Annotated in this window: 23 protein-coding genes; 4 read left to right on the forward strand and 19 right to left on the reverse strand. The window is 54.9% G+C overall.

What is annotated here, in order from left to right; all coding sequences use genetic code 11:
• Positions 1-26: 26 nt before the first annotated feature.
• Together BJF97_RS23260 and BJF97_RS23265 are read left to right on the forward strand one after the other, a co-directional pair.
• A complete protein-coding gene (locus tag BJF97_RS23260; protein WP_032694664.1) occupies positions 27-1,241 on the forward strand; it encodes an MFS transporter in 1,215 nt (404 codons plus the stop codon).
• Entirely contained in the window at positions 1,238-1,615 is a 378-nt protein-coding gene (locus BJF97_RS23265) for a hypothetical protein (protein WP_032694665.1), read from the forward strand. The genes BJF97_RS23260 and BJF97_RS23265 overlap by 4 nt, the downstream gene beginning before the upstream one ends.
• A 64-nt stretch (positions 1,616-1,679) precedes the next feature.
• Here the strand turns inward: BJF97_RS23265 and rpoS are convergent, their stop codons facing one another.
• From rpoS to cysG, 13 genes are all read right to left on the reverse strand, one after another.
• Positions 1,680-2,672 carry an RNA polymerase sigma factor RpoS gene (gene rpoS / locus BJF97_RS23270; RefSeq protein ID WP_004104962.1) on the reverse strand — a complete coding sequence of 331 codons (993 nt, stop codon included), beginning with the start codon at positions 2,670-2,672 and terminating at the stop codon, positions 1,680-1,682.
• Between the two features lie 159 nt (positions 2,673-2,831).
• Positions 2,832-3,890 (reverse strand): murein hydrolase activator NlpD, encoded by a 1,059-nt coding sequence (gene nlpD, locus BJF97_RS23275; RefSeq protein WP_223240637.1) that lies wholly within the window; start codon positions 3,888-3,890, stop codon positions 2,832-2,834.
• Positions 3,891-4,072: 182 nt separating this feature from the next.
• On the reverse strand, positions 4,073-4,699 hold the full coding sequence (locus tag BJF97_RS23280) for a protein-L-isoaspartate(D-aspartate) O-methyltransferase (RefSeq protein ID WP_009651549.1): 627 nt from the start codon (positions 4,697-4,699) through the stop codon (positions 4,073-4,075).
• Positions 4,693-5,454 carry a 5'/3'-nucleotidase SurE gene (gene surE / locus BJF97_RS23285; RefSeq protein ID WP_032694667.1) on the reverse strand — a complete coding sequence of 254 codons (762 nt, stop codon included), beginning with the start codon at positions 5,452-5,454 and terminating at the stop codon, positions 4,693-4,695. Before surE ends, BJF97_RS23280 begins: the two co-directional genes overlap by 7 nt.
• Entirely contained in the window at positions 5,435-6,484 is a 1,050-nt protein-coding gene (gene truD / locus BJF97_RS23290) for a tRNA pseudouridine(13) synthase TruD (protein WP_014226586.1), read from the reverse strand. Before truD ends, surE begins: the two co-directional genes overlap by 20 nt.
• Positions 6,481-6,960, reverse strand: a complete 480-nt coding sequence (gene ispF / locus BJF97_RS23295) for a 2-C-methyl-D-erythritol 2,4-cyclodiphosphate synthase (protein WP_004853615.1) — start codon at positions 6,958-6,960, stop codon at positions 6,481-6,483. The genes truD and ispF overlap by 4 nt, the downstream gene beginning before the upstream one ends.
• Complete coding sequence (gene ispD, locus BJF97_RS23300; RefSeq protein ID WP_004853617.1) at positions 6,960-7,670, reverse strand: 2-C-methyl-D-erythritol 4-phosphate cytidylyltransferase; 711 nt, start codon at positions 7,668-7,670, stop codon at positions 6,960-6,962. Before ispD ends, ispF begins: the two co-directional genes overlap by 1 nt.
• 19 nt (positions 7,671-7,689) lie before the next feature.
• The gene (ftsB, locus tag BJF97_RS23305; RefSeq protein WP_004104977.1) at positions 7,690-8,007 is read right to left on the reverse strand and encodes a cell division protein FtsB; all 318 of its coding nucleotides are present in this window, start codon (positions 8,005-8,007) and stop codon (positions 7,690-7,692) included.
• 140 nt (positions 8,008-8,147) lie between these two features.
• Complete coding sequence (locus tag BJF97_RS23310) at positions 8,148-8,474, reverse strand: DUF3561 family protein (protein ID WP_014839365.1); 327 nt, start codon at positions 8,472-8,474, stop codon at positions 8,148-8,150.
• Between the two features lie 53 nt (positions 8,475-8,527).
• Positions 8,528-9,133 (reverse strand): adenylyl-sulfate kinase, encoded by a 606-nt coding sequence (gene cysC / locus BJF97_RS23315; RefSeq protein ID WP_004853621.1) that lies wholly within the window; start codon positions 9,131-9,133, stop codon positions 8,528-8,530.
• The gene (gene cysN, locus BJF97_RS23320; protein WP_014226587.1) at positions 9,133-10,560 is read right to left on the reverse strand and encodes a sulfate adenylyltransferase subunit CysN; all 1,428 of its coding nucleotides are present in this window, start codon (positions 10,558-10,560) and stop codon (positions 9,133-9,135) included. The genes cysC and cysN overlap by 1 nt, the downstream gene beginning before the upstream one ends.
• 9 nt (positions 10,561-10,569) lie before the next feature.
• Positions 10,570-11,478, reverse strand: coding sequence for a sulfate adenylyltransferase subunit CysD (cysD, locus tag BJF97_RS23325; RefSeq protein WP_004104981.1), 909 nt, complete (start codon positions 11,476-11,478; stop codon positions 10,570-10,572).
• Positions 11,479-11,487: 9 nt separating this feature from the next.
• Positions 11,488-12,894, reverse strand: coding sequence for a siroheme synthase CysG (gene cysG, locus BJF97_RS23330; RefSeq protein ID WP_162097155.1), 1,407 nt, complete (start codon positions 12,892-12,894; stop codon positions 11,488-11,490).
• Positions 12,895-13,141: 247 nt separating this feature from the next.
• Between cysG and BJF97_RS23335 the strand changes: the two genes are divergently transcribed.
• Together BJF97_RS23335 and BJF97_RS34810 are read left to right on the forward strand one after the other, a co-directional pair.
• Positions 13,142-14,197 (forward strand): aminopeptidase, encoded by a 1,056-nt coding sequence (locus BJF97_RS23335; protein ID WP_025106436.1) that lies wholly within the window; start codon positions 13,142-13,144, stop codon positions 14,195-14,197.
• Between the two features lie 35 nt (positions 14,198-14,232).
• Complete coding sequence (locus tag BJF97_RS34810; RefSeq protein ID WP_162933633.1) at positions 14,233-14,388, forward strand: hypothetical protein; 156 nt, start codon at positions 14,233-14,235, stop codon at positions 14,386-14,388.
• Positions 14,389-14,390: 2 nt separating this feature from the next.
• On the opposite strand, the gene BJF97_RS23340 is transcribed toward BJF97_RS34810, so the two are convergent.
• The 6 genes from BJF97_RS23340 to cysH all read right to left on the reverse strand — a co-directional run bounded on the left by BJF97_RS23340 (position 14,391) and on the right by cysH (position 22,102).
• A complete protein-coding gene (locus BJF97_RS23340) occupies positions 14,391-16,874 on the reverse strand; it encodes a T6SS phospholipase effector Tle1-like catalytic domain-containing protein (protein ID WP_223240632.1) in 2,484 nt (827 codons plus the stop codon).
• Between the two features lie 98 nt (positions 16,875-16,972).
• Positions 16,973-17,494 carry a DUF3304 domain-containing protein gene (locus tag BJF97_RS23345; RefSeq protein ID WP_032694670.1) on the reverse strand — a complete coding sequence of 174 codons (522 nt, stop codon included), beginning with the start codon at positions 17,492-17,494 and terminating at the stop codon, positions 16,973-16,975.
• A 333-nt stretch (positions 17,495-17,827) separates the two neighbouring features.
• Positions 17,828-18,745, reverse strand: a complete 918-nt coding sequence (locus tag BJF97_RS23350; protein WP_032694671.1) for a DMT family transporter — start codon at positions 18,743-18,745, stop codon at positions 17,828-17,830.
• Positions 18,742-19,890, reverse strand: coding sequence for a cysteine desulfurase family protein (locus BJF97_RS23355; protein WP_025106434.1), 1,149 nt, complete (start codon positions 19,888-19,890; stop codon positions 18,742-18,744). The genes BJF97_RS23350 and BJF97_RS23355 overlap by 4 nt, the downstream gene beginning before the upstream one ends.
• 18 nt (positions 19,891-19,908) lie before the next feature.
• Positions 19,909-20,751 carry a hypothetical protein gene (locus BJF97_RS35215; RefSeq protein ID WP_223240633.1) on the reverse strand — a complete coding sequence of 281 codons (843 nt, stop codon included), beginning with the start codon at positions 20,749-20,751 and terminating at the stop codon, positions 19,909-19,911.
• 616 nt (positions 20,752-21,367) lie between these two features.
• The gene (gene cysH, locus BJF97_RS23370; RefSeq protein ID WP_032694673.1) at positions 21,368-22,102 is read right to left on the reverse strand and encodes a phosphoadenosine phosphosulfate reductase; all 735 of its coding nucleotides are present in this window, start codon (positions 22,100-22,102) and stop codon (positions 21,368-21,370) included.
• Between the last annotated feature and the right edge of the window lie 35 nt (positions 22,103-22,137).

Here is a 22,137-nt window from a genome sequence, read left to right on the forward strand (position 1 = left end):
AGCGGCCTTCACGGGGGGTTTAATCAATGACGTATCGCAGCAAGGTCGCAACCGTTTTTCTGCTGGGTTTCTTTCTCGACTTAATCAATATGTTCATCGCCAGCGTCGCCTTTCCGGCGATGGGCCGGACGCTGCACGCGTCGGTGGGCGAACTGGCGTGGGTCAGCAATGGCTATATTGCCGGGCTCACGCTGGTACTGCCGTTTAGCGCCTGGCTCAGCCAGCAGTTTGGTACCCGGCGGGTATTCCTGCTTTCGCTCAGCATATTTAGCATTGGGGCTCTGGCCGCAGGAATGGCCGACTCGTTGACCAGCCTTGTCATGTGGCGCGCCCTGCAGGGGATGGGCGGCGGACTATTGATCCCGCCAGGCCAGTCGCTAACCTGGCAACAGTTCAGGCCTCACGAGCGGGCGAAACTTTCCGCCGCGGTGATGCTGGTCGGGCTGCTGGCGCCGGCGTGCTCGCCGGCGATCGGCGGGGTGCTGGTGCAATCGCTCAGCTGGCGCTGGGTTTTCTTTGCCAGCCTGCCGATCGCGCTGCTGACGTTCGGACTGGCAGCGCTGTGGATTAAGGATGAGAGACGCGTCGCGCGGCCGGGGGGACTCCTGCGTCTCTCACTACTGCGCGATCCGCTGCTGCGCTTTTCAATGCTGGTCTATCTCTGCGTGCCGGGGACTTTTATTGGCATCAATGTCGTCGGGATGTTTTATTTACAAAGCGTGACGGGGATGTCGCCCTCCGCCATCGGCGCCCTGATGCTTCCGTGGTCGCTGGCCTCGTTTGTGGCGATCGCGACGACCGGCCGCTATTTCAATCGTCTCGGCCCTCGCCCGCTTATCGCGGTAGGCTGCCTTCTCCAGGCAGTCGGGATCGTCACCCTGGCTGGCGTCAATGCCCATACCGCCAGCAGTATGCTAATCGCGGCATTTATATTCATGGGCGCAGGCGGCAGCCTGTGCAGCAGTACGGCCCAGAGCAGCGCGTTTCTGAATGTGGCAAACGGCGATATGCCGGACGCCAGCGCGCTGTGGAATCTTAACCGCCAGCTCAGTTTCCTGATGGGATCTGCGCTACTGGCAGCCTTACTGAGCGCCTTTTTGCTTTACTGGCCAACGCCGCAGGCGTGGCGTGGCGTATTTATCGCCGCCGCCGCGTTGACCCTGGCGCCGCTGCTGGGCTGCCTTACCTTCGATAACCGGGCGATAATCATGCGCCTGCACGGTAAAATGGAGAACAAATGAATCGCTATATTGCGGAAGTTATTGCGACCCACGTGGCTATAGAAAACTGGCTGAATCAGGGTGAAGGGAGCGCCGACGCGCTGATGCGTCGCTTTAGCCCGGACTTTACCATGATCCCGATAAACGGTATGCGCATGGATCATCAGGCGGTCAGCGCCTTTTTTCACGGGGCTCGCGCGAGCCGTCCGGGCTTAAAGATTGTCGTCGATAGTGCCGTCATACTTGCCGAATGGCGCGATGGCGCAGCGGTGAGCTACCGGGAAATACACGCGCTCCCCAGTAAAGCGGAAACCGCGCGCTGGTCGACGGTTCTTTTCCGTCTGCAGGAAGAGAAAATCATCTGGCGGCACCTCCACGAGACGGCGATCGCGTAAGCGACGGAGGCCCAAAAAAGAAAAAGGCCCAATCAAACGATTGAGCTTTTTTAAGAAAGGTGTCTTACTCGCGGAACAGCGCTTCGATGTTCAGCCCCTGGCTTTGCAGGATCTCCCGCAGACGGCGGAGACCTTCTACCTGGATCTGACGCACGCGTTCGCGGGTCAGGCCAATTTCGCGGCCCACATCCTCAAGCGTCGCGGCTTCATAGCCGAGCAGACCAAAGCGACGAGCCAGCACTTCACGCTGCTTGGCGTTCAGTTCGAACAGCCATTTGACGATGCTTTGTTTCATGTCATCGTCCTGCGTGGTGTCTTCCGGGCCGTTGTCTTTTTCATCGGCCAGAATATCCAGCAGCGCTTTTTCCGAGTCGCCGCCCAGCGGTGTATCCACCGAGGTAATGCGCTCGTTCAGACGCAGCATGCGGCTCACGTCATCAACTGGCTTATCCAGCTGTTCGGCTATCTCTTCCGCGCTTGGCTCGTGGTCCAGCTTATGGGACAACTCGCGTGCGGTACGCAGATAAACGTTCAGCTCTTTGACGATATGGATAGGTAAACGAATGGTACGGGTTTGGTTCATGATCGCCCGTTCAATCGTTTGGCGAATCCACCAGGTCGCGTAAGTCGAAAAACGGAACCCACGTTCCGGGTCAAACTTCTCAACTGCGCGAATCAGCCCCAGGTTACCTTCTTCAATCAGATCCAGCAGAGCCAGACCGCGATTGCCGTAACGGCGGGCTATCTTGACGACCAGACGCAGGTTACTTTCGATCATCCGGCGGCGTGACGCAACGTCACCACGCAGCGCGCGACGCGCAAAATAAACCTCTTCTTCGGCCGTCAGCAGTGGGGAATAACCAATCTCTCCAAGATAAAGCTGCGTCGCATCGAGCACCCGTTGGGTTGCTCCCTGCGAAAGAAGCTCTTCCTCAGCCAGATCGCTATCACTGGGTTCCTCTTCAACTAAGGCTTTCTCATCAAAAACCTCGACTCCGTTCTCATCAAATTCCGCGTCTTCATTTAAATCATGAACTTTCAGCGTATTCTGACTCATAAAGATGGCTCCTACCCGTGATCCCTGAGCAAAGCACCTTCCGCTAAACATCACTTAAAAGACGCCCGGACGAGAACCTTTTCTGCCCCGGTAAAGCAGGCATTCTGGCCGCCCTGGCGCCTCTTTTAGCGATACTGAGCTTATCCGTACTTTGCCAAATTATCGCTGCGGTAAATACTGCAGCGGGTTGACGGATTTCCCCTTGTAACGAATTTCAAAATGCAAACGTGTAGAACTTGTACCTGTGCTACCCATGGTAGCGATTTTCTGCCCCGCCTTGATATCTTGTTGCTCTTTTACCAGCATCGTATCGTTATGTGCGTAGGCGCTCAGGTAATCATCGTTGTGTTTGATGATAATAAGATTACCGTAACCGCGCAGTGCGTTACCGGCATAGACGACGCGCCCATCTGCGGTCGCGACAATAGCCTGTCCTTTACTGCCTGCAATATCAATACCTTTATTGCCACCTTCGGCACCACTAAAGTTCTCGATAACCTTGCCATCAGTCGGCCAGCGCCATGAAGAGATCGGCGAACTGGTTGACGTACTGCTTGCAGTCGATTGGGTTGTGCTGACAGCCGGGGCCGTAACAGGCGCGACGGTTATTGTCGTCGCAGGCTTGTTATTCGGCAACATCTTATTAGCACTCTGTTCACCTGAAGATTCAGAATACGTAATAGTTGGTTGGGACGCAACCACCACGGTGGATTTTTGTGCAGAATTTGCGGTTAACATCCCGCCGCTGCTGGCCTTCACGCTGGCCTGGGCGACAGGGTTATCTCCGGTGATTGGCTGACCGGATGCGTTGCCAACCTGCAGCGTCTGACCCACGTTCAGTCCGTACGGCGCCGGGATATTATTACGCTGCGCCAGGTCGCGGAAGTCGTTCCCGGTGACCCACGCAATATAGAATAGCGTGTCGCCGCGTTTAACAGTATAGGTACTGCCGCCGGTATAGCTACCTTTCGGAATATCCCCATACTTACGATTGTAGACAATTTTGCCGTTCACCGTTTGTACCGGCTCCTGAGCCATCGGCTGGACCTGAGCGGGCTGCGTCTGCACCGGCTGCGTTTGTACCGGGCGCGCCTGCGGAACGTTATTGGATGGAGGCGTGATCAGCATTCCGGAATTCGTGCTGGAAGACGAAGTCCCGCCAGCCGAGCTGACCGGCGCAGGCGGATTGTTGGAGCTGCTGCAGCCTGCCAGCCACAGTGACACCAGTGATAAAGCCGCAATGCGGCTTAAGGTAAAATTTGGGCTTCCCGCGCTCATTTATCCCCCAGGAATATGTTAACTACCAATATCTTGCTCACCGGACGGCGCCCGGCCAGGACACGAAAAATGTGTCCACCCTATGCCTAAATGCAGGCAAAAAAACCTGGAATAATCCGGGTTCAGGCTAACTCCCCCTTCACGAGGGGAACAAAGCGCACGGCTTCGACGGTATCAATGACAAACTCGTTGCCGCGCCGACGGATCCGCTTCAGGAACTGATGCTCTTCGCCAACCGGCAGCACCAGTACGCCGCCATCGTCCAGCTGCGCCAGCAGCGCGGCCGGAATTTCCGGCGGCGCGGCGGTAACGATAATCGCGTCGAACGGCGCACGCGCCTGCCAACCCTGCCATCCATCGCCGTGACGGGTTGAAACATTATGTAAATCAAGTTGTTTAAGACGACGGCGCGCGTGCCACTGCAAACTCTTAATTCGCTCAACCGAGCAAACGTGATGCACCAGATGCGCCAGAATCGCCGTCTGATAGCCAGAGCCGGTGCCGATTTCCAGCACCCGGGACTCCGGCGTTAGCGTCAGAAGCTCGGTCATCCGCGCCACCATGTAGGGTTGCGAGATGGTTTGCCCCTGACCAATCGGCAGCGCCGTGTTTTCCCACGCCTTATGTTCAAAGGCTTCATCAACAAACTTTTCTCGCGGAACCATGGCGATCGCGTTCAGCACGCGCTCGTCAATAATGCCCTGCGTGCGGAGCTGATTGAGAAGACTTTCAACACGTTTACTTACCATTGCGTATCAACTCCAACGCGATCCAGCCAGCCGCTAACCACCTCATGCGCGCCGTGGGCGGTTAAATCGACGTGTAGCGGCGTGACCGACACATAGCCTTCATCCACGGCGGCAAAGTCGGTATCCGGTCCGGCGTCGTACTTTTCGCCCGGCGGTCCGATCCAGTACAGCGTATTGCCGCGCGGATCTTTTTGCGGGATCACCTGGTCGGAAGGATGGCGACTGCCGCAGCGGGTCACGCGGATACCTTTGATCTGCTCAAGAGGCAGATCCGGCACGTTGATATTGAGAATGCGCCCGGTGCGCAGCGGCTCGCGGCTTAAAGCGCGCAGAATAGAGCAGGTGACCGCAGCGGCGGTATCGTAATGCTGATAGCCGTTTAGCGAGACGGCCAGCGCCGGAAAGCCAAGATGACGGCCTTCCATCGCGGCGGCAACGGTGCCGGAATAGATGACGTCGTCACCGAGGTTGGGTCCGGCGTTAATGCCGGAAACCACGATATCCGGACGCGGCCGCATCAGGGCGTTGACCCCGAGATAAACACAGTCCGTCGGCGTGCCCATCTGTACGGCGATATCGCCGTTATCAAAAGTGAAAGTACGAAGCGAAGATTCCAGCGTCAGGGAGTTCGACGCTCCGCTGCGGTTACGATCGGGTGCAACTATCTGAACCTCAGCGAATTCCCGTAAGGCCTTTGCCAGGCTCTGAATGCCCGGCGCATGAATCCCATCATCGTTACTCAGCAATATTCGCATAGTCACCCGTTGTATTGATAAGCTCCCTTACTACGCTGGTGGCGAAGCTGCCCGCGGGCAGCCAGAAACGCAGTTCAACGGTAACGTCATCCCACCAGTTCCAGCTCATCTGCTGGGGATAAAGCAGCATCGCCCGGCGGGCGGCCTCTACTTTTTCACGCACCAGCAGCGCCTGTAGCTGCGTCTCTTCGACCACTGCCGCCTGCTCGGCGGCCAGCGCATCCCGTTGGCTTCCCCAATCGCCGCTGCCCACAAGCGCAGCGGTAATCATCAGCTCGCGGTTATCTACCCGCGCCTGGAGTTCCGTCAGTTCTTCAGAGGCCGCAACGAACCAGCTTCCGCGCCCCGCTAATTGTAGCGCATCGCCATCAACAACCTGATTAAATTCCGGTTTTTTTAATCTAATACCAACCTGTTGATTAAACAATGCGCTGCGGGCCGCCGACAACCAAAAACTGCGTTTATTACGATCGCGCACCGGCGCGCCGCTCTCGGCCCAGCGCAGCGCCCCCAGCAGGTTACTGCCGCCGATACCGAAGCGCTGAGCGCCAAAATAGTTGGGTACGCCATGCTCAGCAATCGCCTGTAAACGCGTTTCGACATCGTCGCGATCGCTGATTTCGCGCAGCACCAGCGTAAACTGGTTCCCCTTCAGCGCCCCGAGGCGCAGCTTGCGCTTATGGCGCGCGTACTCCAGTACCTGACAGCCCTCAAGCTGAAATTTGCTCAGGTCGGGCATCTCTTTGCCCGGCACTCGGGCGCACAGCCACTGTTCAGTGACCGCGTGTTTGTCCTTCTGCCCGGCAAAGCTCACTTCACGCGCATGAATTTTAAGGAATTTTGCCAGCGCGTCAGCAACAAAACGGGTATTGCAGCCGTTTTTCAGAATACGCACCAGCACATGCTCGCCTTCGCCGTCAGGCGCAAAACCCAGATCCTCAACCACCACGAAGTCCTCCGGGTTGGCTTTTAGCAGCCCCTGGCTCAGCGGTTTTCCATGCAGATAAGTGAGTTCGTCAAAAGCGATCATTTCTCCGCCTTACGCAGCAGCGCCACCGCTTCACAGGCAATGCCTTCGCCGCGACCGGTAAAGCCCAGCTTTTCCGTGGTGGTGGCTTTGACGTTAACATCGTCCATATGGCAACCGAGATCTTCGGCAATAAAGATGCGCATCTGGGGAATATGCGGCAGCATTTTTGGCGCCTGGGCGATAATGGTGACGTCAACGTTGCCAAGGGTATAGCCTTTCGCCTGAATCCGCCGCCACGCTTCGCGCAGCAGTTCGCGGCTGTCGGCGCCCTTAAAGGCCGGGTCGGTATCCGGGAACAGCTTGCCGATGTCGCCCAGCGCCGCCGCGCCGAGCAGCGCATCGGTCAGCGCGTGCAGCGCGACGTCGCCGTCGGAGTGGGCCAGCAGCCCTTTCTCGTAGGGTACGCGCACGCCGCCGATGATGATTGGGCCTTCACCGCCAAAAGCGTGTACGTCAAAACCGTGTCCAATTCGCATTAAGCCTTCTCCTGGTGTCGGGAACGGGTAAGGTAAAATTCGGCCAGCGCCAGGTCTTCCGGGCGCGTCACTTTAATATTATCAGCTCGTCCGGCGACCAGTTCAGGATGAAAGCCGCAGTACTCCAGCGCCGAGGCTTCGTCGGTGATGGTCGCCCCTTCATTAAGCGCCCGCGTCAGGCAATCAACAAGCAGTTCGCGAGGGAAAAATTGCGGCGTCAGCGCGTGCCATAAATCGTTACGTTCAACGGTATGGGCGATGGCTGCCCTGCCCGGCTCCGCGCGCTTCATCGTGTCGCGAACCGGAGCGGCCAGAATGCCGCCCGTACGGCTGGTTTGGCATAGCTGAAGCAGGCGGCTGAGATCGTCCTGGTGCAGGCAGGGGCGCGCGGCATCGTGCACCAGCACCCAGTCGGCTTCGCCAAGAACCTTCAGGCCAGCGAGAACGGAGTCCGCGCGTTCCGTGCCGCCATCAACGACGGTGATTTGGGAGTGGTTCGCCAACGGCAGTTGGCTGAAGCGAACGTCGCCCGGGCTGACGGCAATCACTACCCGCTGTATAAGGGGGTTTGCCAGCAGCGCGGCGACCGCGTGCTCGAGAATCGTTTTGTTACCGATTGAGAGATATTGTTTAGGGCATTCCGTTTGCATGCGGCGGCCAAAACCGGCTGCCGGCACCACGGCGCAAACGCCCGGAAAAGTGGCTGCCATGTTGTAATCCTGGGCCTGTTTATCGATTATTCTGCTGTTGCCCCGCGGCCTGGTTGCGTTTTGACGCATCCGGCACCAGACGATAAAACGTTTCGCCCGGGCGGGTCATACTGAGTTCATTGCGCGCGCGCTCTTCGATAGCTTCCTGACCGCCGTTGAGGTCGTCAATTTCGGCGAACAGCTGATCGTTGCGTGCTTTTAATTTAGCGTTCGTTGCCTGCTGCGCGGAGACATCGTCGTTAACCCGGCTATAGTCGTGCAGACCATTTTTGCCGAACCATAGCGAGTACTGCAGCCAGACCAGCAAAGCCAATAACAGCAGCGTTAGTTTACCCATCCTGCCCCCTGAAAAACGGCATCATCATCCCATAACTCGCCCGAGTTCTCTACTCTGGCGCGCGGACGACGCCGCGTAACGCGGGGACTGTACCACATTTTTACCGTTGATACCCAGGCTAGATTCATTCGTAGAAAGGACTACCCCAGTAGCCAGAGGAACAGCAGACCGAACATCAATCCGACGGTTAAAATCGTCGCGCAGACGCTGTACTGAAGTTTGCCGTCCATTAGCGAATGCAGCGCGATGCCAACCACGACGGCAACCGGCATTAATGCCAGGAAGAACGGCCAGGTGTAGAGGAAGACAAATAGCGTGTTACTGCCATAGATCAGGAAGGGAATACCCAGCGCCAGCAGCCATGAAATAAAGCCAACGGCAGCGCCCGACAGAGACCAGGTGGTCTCGTCGCTGACTGCCGGCGGCGGTTCTGAACGAATAATACTGATGTTCTGGGTATTGCGCATATCGAATCCTGTTGACCTGGCGATCGGCATCCTGTGATGATGCCGCTGCCGTTTCAGGATCTGATAATATCGCTCTGTCGTAGCAGGTCTAATAATTGGTGCACCAAATTTGTTACCAATTGTTCACCGTCGAGGTGAATTTCGGCGCGCTCCGGGGATTCATACACTGAATCAATTCCGGTAAAGTTGCGCAGCTCCCCGGCCCGTGCCTTCTTGTACAGCCCTTTCGGATCCCGCGCTTCGCAGATCGCCAGCGGCGTATCGACAAAGACTTCAATAAAGCGCCCTTCGCCCAAACGTTCGCGCACCATCTGCCGCTCTGCGCGATGCGGTGATATAAACGCAGTCAATACTACCAGCCCGGCATCCACCATCAGCTTCGCCACTTCACCCACCCGGCGAATGTTTTCTTTGCGGTCGTCGTCGCTGAAGCCAAGATCGCTGCACAGGCCGTGACGCACGTTATCGCCATCCAGTAAATAGGTGCTCACGCCGAGCCGATGCAGCGCCTCTTCCAGCGCGCCGGCAACGGTGGATTTCCCCGAGCCCGAAAGCCCGGTGAACCACAGCACCACGCCGCGATGGCCATGATGCTGCTCGCGCTGCGCCTGCGTGACAGGATGCGCGTGCCAGACGACGTTTTCGTCATGCCGGGCCATTACTTGCCTCCCAGCAGGTCGCGGGCGTCCCAGTGCGGGAAGTGCTTGCGAATAAGCTGGTTCAGCTCAAGCTCAAACGCGCTGTATTGCGAAGCGCCTGCCTGAGCCTGCTCGTTCGGTTCGCGTACCATCCCTGCGCCAACGGTCACGTTAGTCAAACGATCGATAAAAATCAGGCCCCCGGTGACCGGGTTATCCTGGTATTTATCGAGTACCAGCGGCTCGTCGAAAGTCAGATCCACCAGCCCAATGCCGTTGAGCGGCAGCGATTCCACTTCACGCTGGGTCAGGTTGTTAATATCGACCTGGTAGCGTACGCCATCCACGCGGGCGCGGGTTTTCTTACCGGCGATTTTAATGTCATAGCTCTGGCCAGGCGTTAGGGCCTGCTCCGCCATCCATACCACATCAACGCTGGCGCTTTGTACCGCAGGCAGAGAGACAGTCGCGTCCACCAGCAGGTCACCGCGGCTGATATCAATTTCATCCTTCAGCACGAGAGTGATCGCTTCCCCGGCCGCCGCTTCCGGCAGATCGCCGTCAAAGGTGACGATGCGCGCCACGGTGGATTCCACCCCCGACGGCAGCACTTTCAGGCGCTGTCCTACGCTCACGCTGCCGGCGGCAACCGTACCTGAGAACCCGCGGAAGTCGAGGTTCGGGCGGTTGACGTACTGCACCGGGAAGCGCAGCGGCTGGCTTTCCACCACGCGCTGAATCTCAACGGTTTCCAGCACTTCCAGCAGCGTCGGGCCGCTGTACCACGGCATTTTATCGCTCTGGCTGGCGACGTTGTCCCCTTCAAGCGCGGAAAGCGGGACAAAGCGAATGTCGAGATCGCCTGGCAGCTGTTCAGCAAAGGTCAGATACGCTTCACGGATGGTGTTAAAGGTCTCTTCGCTAAAATCGACGAGGTCCATTTTGTTCACCGCCACCACCAGGTGTTTGATCCCCAGCAGCGTGGAGATAAAGCTGTGGCGGCGGGTTTGATCGAGCACGCCTTTGCGGGCGTCGATCAGCAGGATCGCCAGGTCGCAGGTTGACGCGCCGGTCGCCATGTTGCGGGTATACTGTTCGTGTCCCGGGGTGTCGGCGATAATAAATTTGCGCTTCTCGGTAGAGAAGTAACGGTAGGCGACGTCGATGGTGATGCCCTGCTCACGCTCGGCCTGCAGACCGTCCACCAGCAGCGCCAGATCGAGCTTTTCGCCCTGGGTACCGTGACGTTTGCTGTCGTTATGCAGCGAAGAGAGCTGATCTTCGTAAATCTGACGGGTATCGTGCAGCAGGCGGCCAATCAGCGTACTTTTGCCGTCGTCGACGCTGCCGCAGGTCAAAAAGCGCAGCAGGCTTTTGTGCTGCTGGGCATGCAGGTAGGCTTCAACGCCGCCTTCGTTGGCAATTTGTTGTGCAATAGTCGTATTCATGGCGGCTCCTTAGAAATAACCCTGACGTTTCTTCAGCTCCATGGAGCCTGCCTGGTCGCGGTCAATCACGCGCCCCTGTCGTTCGCTGGTGGTCGAGACCAGCATCTCTTCGATGATCTCCGGCAGCGTTTGCGCATTGGACTCCACCGCGCCGGTCAGCGGCCAGCAGCCGAGGGTGCGGAAGCGTACCATCTGTTTTTTGATCATCTCGCCGGGCTGTAAATTGATGCGATCGTCATCGATCATCATCAGCATCCCGTCGCGCTCCAGCACCGGACGCTCCGCCGCCAGGTACAGCGGAACAATTTCAATATTTTCCAGATAGATGTACTGCCAGATGTCCAGCTCGGTCCAGTTGGAGAGCGGGAATACGCGGATACTTTCGCCCTTGTTAATCTGGCCGTTATAGTTGTGCCACAGCTCCGGGCGCTGGTTTTTCGGATCCCAGCGGTGGAAGCGGTCGCGGAAGGAGTAAATACGCTCTTTAGCGCGGGATTTCTCTTCATCGCGACGGGCGCCGCCGAACGCGGCATCGAAGCCGTATTTGTTCAGCGCCTGCTTGAGGCCTTCGGTTTTCATGATATCAGTATGCTTGGCGCTGCCGTGCACGAACGGGTTAATCCCCATCGCCACCCCTTCCGGGTTTTTGTGCACCAGCAGCTCACAGCCGTAGGCTTTAGCGGTACGGTCACGGAACTCGTACATTTCGCGGAATTTCCAGCCGGTATCGACGTGCAGCAGCGGGAACGGCAGGGTGCCTGGATAAAACGCTTTACGCGCCAGATGCAGCATCACGCTGGAGTCTTTGCCGATGGAGTACATCATCACCGGGTTAGAGAATTCGGCGGCCACCTCACGAATGATATGGATGCTTTCCGCCTCCAGTTGCCGCAGGTGAGTAAGTCGTTTTTGGTCCATAACCGTTCCTTAAGCCAGATTTACTACAGAAGCCTTGAAGGCGTCTGAGGATGAGGTGTGTTGAAACCAGGCGAGCTGTTGATGTAATTGCACCACTTCACCCACCACCAGCAGCGCGGGCATCGGGGCGTCTTTCGCCAGGTTTTCAAGCTGTTGTAATGTGCCGGTCTTCGTTTGCTGATCGGCGCGGGTGCCGCGCGAGATTACCGCCACCGGGGTATCGCCTCCGCGACCGTTGGCGATCAGCTGAGCGCTGATTTCCGCCGCTTTCAGGCTGCCCATATAAATCGCCAGGGTCTGGCCGCTTTGCGCCAGTCGCGCCCAGTCGAGCGGCGAATTTTCAGCGCCAAAGTGCCCGGTAATGAAGGTTACGCTCTGGGCATAATCACGATGCGTCAGCGGAATACCGGCATAGGCCGTTGCGCCCGCCGCCGCCGTGACGCCCGGAACGACCTGAAACGGAATGCCCTCTTCGGCTGCGGCCTGCAGCTCTTCACCGCCGCGGCCAAAAATAAACGGGTCGCCGCCCTTCAGGCGAATCACCGTCTTGCCCGCTTTCGCCGCTTCCAGCAGCAGGCGGTTGATCTCCTGCTGCGGTACAGATACGCCGGCGGCGCTTTTGCCGACGCAGATTGTCTCCGCGTCCCGGCGCACCAGTTCACGTACTTCCGGGGTGACCAGGTTGTCGTAAAACACCACGTCCGCCTGCTGAAGGGCCTGCAGGCCGCGCAGGGTCAGCAATCCGGCATCGCCTGGCCCTGCCCCGACGAGAATAATTTCACCAGGGCGTTTTTCCGGCTGCCGAAGTTCATCTTCCAGCGCTTTTTCCGCTTCATCTTTATTGCCCGCCAGCATCAGGCTGGCAAAGCGACCTGTAAACACGCGCTCCCAAAAGCGGCGGCGTTCGGCGGTGGTTTTCAGATGGGTTTTAATATGGTGACGCCAGTAGCTCGCCGTTTCAGCCAGCCGCCCAAGGTTGGTGGGCAGCAGCGCTTCGATTTTTTCGCGCAAAATCCGCGACAGCACCGGCGCTTTTCCGCTGGAAGAGATAGCCACCAGCAGCGGAGAGCGATCGACAATGGATGGAAAGACAAACGAGCACAGCGCCTGATTATCCACGACGTTGACCAGCCGATAGCGCGCGTTAGCCGCGACATAAACGCGTTGGTTCAGCTCGTCATCTTCCGTGGCGGCAATCACCAGGAATACGTCGTCAAGCTGCTGCTCTTCGAATACGGTTGCCCGCCACTGAATTTCCTCGCGCTCGACCTTTTCGGCAAGTTCCGGCATCAACGTTTCGGCGACAATTTGCACCTTCGCTTCAGCGCGCAGCAAAAACGTAATCTTACGCGCGGCTATCTCGCCGCCGCCGATCACCAGCACGGGTCTGTCTTTCACTTCGGCAAATATCGGCAAGTATTCCACTGCGCAACAACTCTCTTACAATCAGCAATAGAGCGACTATAGGGTGCGGTTTAGAGCAAATGAAATTACGAAATGGAATGAGTTGTTACTCAAAAGAATAACGACCTGGGAAAGCAAATATCAAAAAGTGCTTAACACGCGGTTTTTCCACCATTTAAGAGCGATTGAAATTGTTTAACCCCGGTCACAGTTTCATACTACGCGGGTGAAATTGTTTTAAGTGCTAAAGGACCCCCCTATGTTTTCCGCATTGTGCCGTCGCCTGCTCCCCCTGGCGTTGGGCGCAGGTTTTGTCTTCTCCGCCGCCCCGGCATTCAGCGCCCCGGGCGAAACTGCCAATGCCCAGGCTCGTCATATCGCCACCTTTTATCCCGGAAGAATGACCGGCACGCCGGCCGAGATGCTGTCGGCCGATTATCTCCGCCAGCAGTTCGCCCAGATGGGTTACCAGAGCGATGTGCGCAGCTTCAATACCCGCTACGTCTATACCGATAGCAATCAGCGTAAAAACTGGCATAACGCCACCGGCAGTACGGTGATCGCCGCTCATGAAGGCCAATCTCGCCAGCAGATTATTATCATGGCGCACCTGGATACCTACGCGCCGCAGAGCGATAAAGATGTTGAAAACAACCTCGGCGGCCTGACCCTGCAGGGGATAGACGACAACGCGATGGGTCTCGGCGTCATGCTGGAACTTGCTGAACAGTTAAAGAACGTTCCTACCCGTTACGGTATTCGCTTCGTTGCCACCAGCGGCGAAGAAGAAGGCCGGCTGGGTGCGCAGAATCTGCTTAAGCGCATGAGCGACGCGGAAAAGAAAAACACCCTGCTGGTGATTAATCTCGATAACCTGGTCGTGGGCGATAAGCTGTACTTTAATAGCGGCCGCAGCACGCCAGCATCGGTGCGCAAGCTCACTCGCGACCGGGCGCTGGCTATCGCCCGTAGCCACGGCATCGCGGCCTTCACCAATCCAGGGATGAACCGGGACTTCCCGAAAGGCACCGGCTGCTGCAACGACGCCAGCGTTTTTGATAGCGCCGGGATCCCGGTACTGTCGGTGGAAGCGACCAACTGGTCATTGGGTAAGAAAGACGGTTATCAGCAGCGGAGCAAATCACGCAGCTTCCCGCAGGGCACGAGCTGGCATGACGTACAGCTGGATAACCTGCAGTATATTGATAAAGCGCTGCCGGGGCGTATTGAGCATCGCGGACGCGATGTGATGAAAGTGATGCTGCCGCTGGTGAAAGAGCTGGCGAAGGCGGAGAAGAGACCCGCCTCAAAATAGACTAACGATAAAATCAGGCAACAAGGACTGTCGCCATGATGCGTTTTCATTTTTTAATACCATTGTTGCTACTGGCTGCCAGCACGCGATCCATCGCCGACAGCCAGGTTTATATCTGGGCAGCTGAAAAAACGCTGCCCCGAACCTGTTCAGATAACAAATACGCCACCGCTGACATCTCACCTCTGTAAAATTACACCTGAGGTGAGTGGAGTATTTCGGAGTCCCATAAGTCGTTGAGCGCAGTTGCGATGCGCTCGCGCCTGACTGTTTCCCTTTCCATCTGACGCTGTTTGACCAGGGGTTTAAGCTGCGCAATAAACTCATGGGTGGGCGCTGGCAGAGTGCTTTCGTCAACGGGAATTTCTTGCCCGGTATCACGGTTAAAGACTTTTACACCGTAGGTTGGCACATGAGCAAAAACGGCCTTATCCTGCAGTGCTTCGCCAATACCTGACATCGTTTGCCCATCAAAGCGCAGCTGGACGGCCTTGCTCCACTTATCGCCAAAATAGATCATTCTGGATAAAAAGTAGCTGCCAAACGGCTCCCTGACGCCGCTTTCCGAGTGCATAAACCAGGCCCGGGAATCATGGATATAGTTATCATACAGATTGATCAGCCCGCTGATTTTATCGTTCTTCTCTCTTTTCAACAGGCACGGCTCAATATGCTGACGGAATCTGTATTCACCTGCCTTCTTAAACCGAAGATATTCATACGCTTCATTCTGATGGGTATATATATAGGCCGTTGTGGCAAGCATCGGATCCAGCATCTGTAAAAGCGTCGCCGTCGTGCTCACCTTCCGGGAAAAGCCGATTTCTGCGTTTGTCGCAATACTGCAGGTGGCCGAATCGATCGCCCCCTGCGTTTTTTGATTCGTAGCAGGTTTAAACAATGCGTCAGGACGAACTGCGCGCGTGTAGTCCGCCGCAAACTCGATGGCGGCTTCCCAGAGCTGGCCGCGGGCATTATTGGCATCGTACAACGGCTCCCCAATGAGGTCTGCCCCCGGAAACCAGTTTTCATCTCCCTTGTGTCTGGATTCCTCATTTTTACGCGCCTGCGCTATAGCTTCCGCTTTACATTGCAGGAGTGACCACTCGCGGGCAAGTGCGCGCTGCGCCTGCTGGCTGAACCCTGCCTCATACGGCTGGGCGGTAATCTCCGGGTGCTGGGATGCGTTCTGAAAGAAAGGCTGCGACGTGAGATTCATCGGCGATGTCCTGGGCGAAGCAAAACGTGCGATACGCCAGCCGGTCATCCAGATCATTTCCGCTTCCAGCATCTCTTCCAGACAGACTGACTCAAAACGAAACGGCGCGTAGATAGCATCGTCAGACAGCGGATCCTCCTGCTGATTGTCAAGGGAGAGGGTCGACCGCCAGTTGTTAAAGGTGTCTACCAGTGCGGGATAAAAATCAAATTCCCTAACTGAAGCAAAACTCATTTCCCGAAAGATATACATTTGCCTGAAATCCGGGTGCAACAGGGCAAAAACATCAGGATGAAACGACAGCGGCGCCCCGGCATCAATCGCGGCCGCATACATATCATGCAGGGTAATTTGCGATAACAGATCTCCCTCCCCGCCGCGACCTTTGCCCTGGTCGCCGGTAGGATACCCCCCGCCAACGTCGGAGTGCATACCGGGGTAGACCACTTCCTGAGTATTGGGCAAATAGCGGCCTGCGGCGGTACGGATGGAGTCCAGCGAAAACGCCTGACGCTGCTCGTGAGCCGCCACAAGGTGATAACAGCGTTTGATTAACCCCGACTGCGGCAGCGGCTGCGTCTGCCCCGCCCAGCCGTTGTGACCGGTGAAACCCGGCACCACGTTGGCAATGCCCACTGCCGGCACGGTATCAAACAGACCCAAAAATTCCACCGAGACCTTCACGCCCAGCAGCGTTCCCGCCGGGAAGCCGAGCACCCCCTCCGCCAGCGCCTCATCCAGCCAGCTGACAAAAGCGCGGGCTTCTGCCGCGCCGCGGGAAAAGCCGTACACAAACAGCTTTATTGCTACCGTCTTACACTGCGCGCGCACGAATTTTTCCTGCACCGGGCTTAATAGTTTTTCGAGCGTACGCAGCCGCACCCGCTTCTGGTCATGCATCGCTTCCCGCGAGTCTAAATAGGCCTGGTTAACTTTTTCACGGTTGTAAGACATCGCCATACTGCCCGCGAATAAACCCAGTTCCGCGCCCGCAAGAGTGCTGGAGCTGTTCATCGCCTGAACCGCCGTTTTCATTTTGCCGTTGCCGAGGAAATCTTTTGTAACGGTGTGACTCAGGGCATTACATAGCTGCACCAGCCCCCAGTTGATACGGTCCTCTCCTCCGACAGCAAACTGCAATCCCGACGAGTAATAGTCATAGGTGCCAATCCGCGGAAAGGGCGTACCGACGCCGGGGATATAGAAGGCATAAAAACCGCGCTCGTTTCCCTTGCGATCATCAGGCGCACAGGCGTGGTAAAGTTTTGCCACGTTGGACGGATGCGGCGGCGTGCTGGCAGTATCATTTGGCTCATTATTATTGGTGCCGTCAAAAAACAGGCTGATATGCAGGCTTTTGCAGCACAGGCTGCCTTTATTCTGACGGGATTCCTGGCGAAACAGCGCCTCCTCCCTGCCGGTTTTTATTATATTTGCGTTGACCTGCTGCTGGCTCAAAAGCAACCTTCCGTCTTTCGGAAAGGCGGGGGGAACCCAGCACGGATCGCCCGTGGTGGTAAACTGGTTATTCCCAAAACGTTCCCGAAGAGATTCTATTATTGAGGGCATTGGGCAGACTCCGGCAGATCGAAAGGCTCTTTAATCGGGTGGTCAGGATGCGTCACGCCGTGGCAGGTCGCGGTAACTTTAACCTGCTGACAGGGTAAAAAATGAACCTGCAGTCCGCAGGACTCTTCATATTCAGGAATGGTGGCCACCGCTTTATAATGGCGATAATTTGCTTCGTGAGCTTTCACATAATCGCGAAACTCTTTTGTTCCCAAGCGGGGCATATCCTTCGGAAACGGGTCAGGATCCACCTCCCACTCCACTGCCACCTGCATATTGGGCCGCCATTTTTCCGGCAGCGATATGCAGCAGGTAAATCCCCCGGCGTGTCCCCGGTAGCCGTTGACGGAGAACCAGTTGATATTCGTGCCTGCCACATGGTTATAGCCCTGTAGATCGGCCGCTACGTAGCTGGTCTTCCCGTTGCCGCGTGATTCTTCTTTTTCAATCGGGCCACAGCCCAAAAGTAAAAAACATAACAGCGGAGCTGCTTTAAATACTCCCTGCATATTACGAACTCCCTTTCATGTCACACTAAACGCGCAGTATCTACTGCGGGTATAAAACGCACAAGTTACCATAACTTAATTATGGTTTTCTGGCGGGCACCGGGCAGGCTCCTGCTGATGGCCGGGGTCTTTAATCGGGTAGACAGGATGCGTCACGCCGTGGCAGGTGGCGGTAACCTTAATTTGATGACAGGGTAAGATGTCCTTCACCGTCTCCACAGCCAGAAGTCATTCAGCTTGCTGGCCAACCTGCGGGGAAAAGGGGTTTTCCTGTACCGTTGACTGGGCACCGTCCTGTTGCCTGGACGGCGCAAGCACCGCCTGAACACACCGCTACAATCCGCGTAACCGATCCGTTGGATTTACGTTAGAGCGCTTCGAAAATATCTTCAGAATACCCGGAAGGCACATCCCTATCAGAATCAATCCTCCCCCGAAAATAACATTGGCGGAAAACGTTTCATGCAATAACCAGAGTGCGAATAGTGCGGAAAACACCGGCTCCAGATTGTAAATCAGAACGGCTCGCGTTGGCGTTGAATACCGCTGGAAATGCGCCTGAACCCAAAAAGCAATGACAGTAGAAAAGACTGCCGTTATCCCTAGCGCGATGACAAGCTTGCTACTCCAGTTACGAGGGAGAATCTCACCTCCGCTGATGTGCTGTAGCCCCAGAAAGATTACGGCCATCGTAGAGATCTGTAAAAACGTTAGTGTCATATTATTATGACGCGCGCAGAAACGATCGAGCGCAATAATATGTATGGCGGTGAACAACGATCCAATAACGACCAACCCATCTCCCAGATGGAGCTGCCATCCCTGGATATCGGCCATCAGATATAAACCCGCAAGACCAAACAATGTCGCTAATATCGCGTCAAAAGAGGGGCGTTTCCCCATCAATGGTCCCGTGAGCAATAACACCCAAATGACGCTGAGCCCCGCAAGAAAACCGGTATTTGAGGCCGTTGTTAACTGAAGACCATAAATAAGGAACACAAATGAAGTTCCCAATAGCAGACCCAGTAGTAGACCCGACAGCAATGTTTGTCGCGATAATGTTCCCAATCCTCTCAAGCTGAACGGCAGCAAAAAGAAGGCCGAAAGCAGAAAGCGTAGCCCTAACACCATCATTACCGGATAGGTATTGACCACCATTTTCATAACCGGAAAACCAATCCCCCAGCCCGCCGCAACAACGGCCAGCAATAGCTCGGCAACCCAGCGTTTTGGCTCTCTGGGCTTCATTTAATCCCCCCCAGGCGCTGGGCTGTACCGGCAAGCAACTCCACTGCTGTTTTAAGTTCTTCACGCTCCGTCATATGGCTAAAGCTCATGCGAATTGCCCCTTGAAGCAAGGCATCATCCAGCCCCATAGCGCTTAAAACATGGCTGGGTTTTTGTTCCGTTGAATGACAGGCTGAGGCACTACTGAGCGCAACTTTCATTTTGAGTTTTTTCAGAAGCATACTGGACTTAATGCCAGGCAAAGAGAAGTTCACGGTATTAGGCAGGCTTTGCGTCCTACAGCCATTTATCACAACGTCCGGCATTATTGATTCGAGGAGATCGATAAAATAACTCTTCATCTCTTTTTGAAACGCAATGCGCTGCGGATATGAGGAGATAAACAGCTCAGCAGCCTTTGCCATTCCAGCAATAGCAGGAAGATTCACTGTGCCGCTACGGATGCCTGACTCCTGACCTCCTCCATGAATGAGTGGCGAGTGCCGAAGGATGTCAGGCCGTGAGCTGTAGAGTGCGCCGACGCCTTTGGGGCCATAGAATTTATGAGCTGAAAAACTGACAAAATCAGGGCTGGACTGTGTCACCGAGAAGGGGAGTTTCCCCACGAGCTGGGCGGCGTCGCTATGGAATAATATACCGTGCTGGCGCGCTATAATTCCAATTTGATCCAGAGGCTGTAGAACACCAGTTTCATTATTCGCTGCCATGACAGAAATTAGTCGAGTTTCTGGACGGATAGCCTCTTTTAGAGCCTCAATGGAGACGCGTCCCAGACGATCGACAGGCAGAAAAGTAATGTCGACACCGTGTCGCCTGACATACTCACAAACTTTTAGCAGGCATTCGTGTTCGATCGAACTGGTAATGATATGAACCTTGCCGGTGTGTAAGAAGTAATCAGACACCGCTCGAATAACCGTGTTATTTGCTTCAGAAGCACCAGAATTGAAAGTGATAAATTCCGCATTAGCCCCAATCATTTGTGCCACAATGGCCCTGCACTCTTCTAAATAATTTTGCGCTCTGATCCCTTCATAATGACTGACAGAAGATGCATTGGCGAAGTATTCGTCAAAGCAGTGTATAACAGTAGCGCGGACTTCAGGAGCCATGTTGGTTGTTGCGTTATTATCCAGATAAATCATGTTTATATCCACTTCCTGTTAGACAACCATAGGGTCTGCTTTTATAGACGATACGGCACTGTATTCCATTTTAGCGATGTGGCCTTCATCATCGCCATAAAATATATTAGCGATGGTGAGATTATGATTTTGCGGTTTTTGCATAACAGTTAATGCGGTGCGGCCTTGTACCACCTTATTGTGATCTGAAAAATCAGACCAGTCGATGATCACAAAGTCACGGGATTCTGTAAATCGCTGTTTCAGTTTGAAAAGTATATCTTTATAGTGTTGGAAAATGATAGCTGGACATTTAGCAGTAAAAACGTCACCATTTTTTCTTGCTAAGACAAAAGGAATGACATCAGGGACTGATAACTTTATTTCAGTATGAGATCCATTTTCAGTAATCAATAATCCTTCCGTATTGTCCTTGAGTTTCTTTTTTATACTTTCGATGGACCGATTTTTACTGGTTCGCTCGGAAAAAACCATTAATTTATCGCGTTTGATGAGAGTATTTTTTTGGATAAAAAATTCAATTTCCTCAGGAAGTTCTCCAGCCGTTTGCGGTTCTGATATCTTTTCGAGTTGAGGGAGAGTACAGCTATCTTCAGAACAGGCAATCCCGAGATCGTCTACCAGAATACCGTAAACGAGTTTGATATTTTTTTGATATTTACTGATAAGTTTTTTTCCGAAAGCAACGGCATCAGATAGCGTGTTAAGCGCAAACTCGTCTGCGCCAAATTGCCGATTGAAATGACCGCCTTCGAGGTAGACAACGAGCTTACCGGCACTTGTGGCGTAACTATTTTCGATTATAACTTCCAGGGAAGAATGATAATCACCTTTAGGTACTATTTCCTTTTCTAATGACATGACGCTACCTTGCGCTTTATTTAAGAAAAAACTCCCCAGCAACAGCCAGTAAAAATGGGGAAATCGAGGCGTTCAGAAAATATTGGGGTATTCGAATGATGAGAGAAAATCCGAAATATATTCTTTCTGCATTCGCCCTGACTCAAAAATATAAATACAATTTGTGGCCTGTGTCAAGCCAGGTACAAATGAGAACCTCAATCACAACGGATAATTATGAGATAATATCGTAATGAAACATAAATCACTTATATTTCTAATGGGTATAGTTTAAAAGACCAGGAATAATAGTTCATGATCGATGGAGATTTTGTCAAAGCAGATTTGTAGTTGCAGAAAAATCCATGACGCCGGGAGACTGAAAATCGAGGCAATCCCGGCAGCCCATCTTTCAGCCTTCCATGCAGACAAGGACGAGGCCCGGCGACAAGTCAGCGGTTATATTCTGGTAGATAACCATAGCGCCAGGCTTCACCATGACAACAGTGGGCTGAAGCCGGAAGAATCAGATAGCAGATACCCTTTTTACTGTAAAATCGTCGCCAATATGGCTTACCAGGTCAAAAAAGGGTTCTGCTGTTTTAGCCGGATATTGTGGAAATCCCACAGGGCTACATTAGCTTTCGTGCAGCCCGCACTCTCTTTTCAGGCCAAAGAAGCGCGTTTCTTCCTCCGCCATCCCCGGCTCCCATTTCCGGGTGGTGTGGGTATCCCCCACCGACAAATAGCCCTGATCCCACAGCGGGTGATACTTCAGGCCGTGCTTTTGCAGATACTGATAGACGGTACGATTATCCCAGTCGATGATCGGCAGCACCTTAAACACGCCGCGCTGGATCGCCAGCACCGGCAGGTGGGCGCGGCTGCCGGACTGCTCGCGGCGCAGGCCCGCAAACCAGGTTTGCGCATTCAGCTCTTCCAGCGCCCGGTTCATCGGCTCGACCTTGTTAATATCATTGTACTTTTCAATACCCTCAACGCCCTGCTCCCACAGCTTACCGTAGCGCGCCTCCTGCCAGGCGGCGCTCTCCTTCGCCCGATAGATCTTCAGGTTCAGATTGAGTTTGTCCGTTAACTCGTCGATAAACTGGTAGGTTTCCGGGAACAGATAGCCGGTATCGGTCAGAATGACCGGAATATCCGGGCGCACCTGATTGACCAGATGCAGGCTCACCGCCGCCTGAATACCAAAGCTCGAAGAGAGCACATATTCGCCTGGCAGGTTTTCCAGCGCCCACGCGACGCGCGCTTCCGCGCTCAGCTTTTCCAGCTGGCTATTGGTTTCCGCCAGCTGCAAAACACGATCGACCTTCGGTAATGCGTTCAGCGCGTTTAGATCGAGTACGGACATAAGAACCTCGCTTGCCTGTTTCGCCGGGCGGTACT

The sequence above is a fragment of the Klebsiella sp. LTGPAF-6F genome, from assembly GCF_001753185.1.
Taxonomy (GTDB): Bacteria; Pseudomonadota; Gammaproteobacteria; order Enterobacterales; family Enterobacteriaceae; genus Klebsiella; species Klebsiella michiganensis.